Source organism: Pseudomonas sp. CM27 (assembly GCF_013179515.1).
Taxonomy (GTDB): domain Bacteria; phylum Pseudomonadota; class Gammaproteobacteria; order Pseudomonadales; family Pseudomonadaceae; genus Aquipseudomonas.
In genome coordinates, this window is sequence record NZ_JABMCN010000071.1 from 22603 (window position 1) to 23889 (window position 1287).

2 protein-coding genes are annotated in these 1287 nt (G+C 44.0%); one reads left to right on the forward strand and one right to left on the reverse strand.

The window, feature by feature from the left end; translation table 11 throughout:
• The first annotated feature begins 88 nt into the window (after window positions 1-88).
• Window positions 89-862 (forward strand): FAD-dependent thymidylate synthase, encoded by a 774-nt coding sequence (gene thyX / locus HP547_RS11410; RefSeq protein ID WP_172286333.1) that lies wholly within the window; start codon window positions 89-91, stop codon window positions 860-862.
• A gap of 201 nt (window positions 863-1063) precedes the next feature.
• Here thyX and HP547_RS29350 read toward each other — a convergent pair.
• Window positions 1064-1287 (reverse strand): hypothetical protein (locus HP547_RS29350; RefSeq protein WP_218583477.1); only part of this gene is annotated, 224 nt, incomplete at its 5' end.

Consider the following 1287-nt stretch of genomic DNA (forward strand, 5'->3'; position numbering starts at 1 on the left):
CACCTGCACCTGCACCTGCACCTGCACCTGCACCTGCACCTGCACCTGCACCTGCACCTGCACCTGCACCTGACCATAAGGAGACAGAATGAAAGTCTCAAGTCCTATTGTGAGATGCGTTGCAAAAAGCTCTATTGACTTTGACGCGATTCAAGAATTCTTAGATTCTGAAAAAATGGTGTGGCAAAGAACAACTGACTCTAAAAGCAGCGATGACTTAGTCGAATTCTCAGGGCGAATTTGCTATATGTCTTTTGGTCAACGTCAATCGCCTAGAAGCAATCAGGAATACATACTCAACCTCATTGATAGCGGGCATGGCAGTGTGCTCGAGCATGCAAGTTGGACTTTCATCGTATCAGGTGTATCACGAGGTTTTACCCATCAACTTGTGCGACATCGCGCTGGCTTTTCATATAGTCAGCTTTCACAGCAGTATTACGACGAGTCTGACGCGGACTTTGTTGCGCCTCCATCCCTAAAAAAAGATTCTCCTCTATATAAAAAATGGCTTAATGCAATGCATTCATCAGTCGAGCTATATAGAGAGCTCATCGCGAGCGCAAAGAAATTATCTATAAGCAACAGCTTTTCCAACAAAGAAAAGTTACGAGAACTCAGAACAACTGCACGATCAATTCTCCCAAACGCCATTGAAACAAAATTAGTATTCACGGCAAACGCCAGAGCACTGAGGCACTTCCTAATTACGAGAGGGGCAATCGAGGGTGACTGGGAGATGCGGGATGTGTCAACTCAAATCCTAAAAATTGTCAAGCAAGACGCACCTTCGCTTTTCCAAGACTTTGAAACAATAAAATTAAGCGATGGAAGCAGTTCTGTCATAAAAAAGACCATATAGCCACGCCAGAACAAACCTTAGGCGACTTAATGCACTTTAAGTCGCTAGGCCTCGACGCATCATATCAAACTTTAAGCTTTATCGGGATCCAGAAAATGGGGGCTGATTTATCTTCCGAAAAATAAATCAGTCCATTTGTGTTTTTGATCAAAAATCTAAAAAACATCGAAAACCGCCCCCTGCGACTACAAGCGGCAGTAGTTAATTTCTCATCTTCATGTCTGCCCTGTAAAAATTATCCCTCGGAAAAACAGAAACGTACTCAGACTCTTCGGTCTCGTAGCGCACCCAAATATTATCCACGCTCTTGTAAATGAGACATCCCGTCTGGCTGTCCTTGTCGTTCACATGAACGACCACAAAATTACACCCATTAGTGGCAGCAACCTCGCCACCACTTTTCATTGCAGAATTGAATAGGTAGT

Bases quoted from the DNA above. Each gene is read 5' to 3' on its own strand.
- thyX (WP_172286333.1), top strand. From the start codon at position 89: ATGAAAGTCTCAAGTCCTATTGTGAGATGCGTTGCAAAAAGCTCTATT.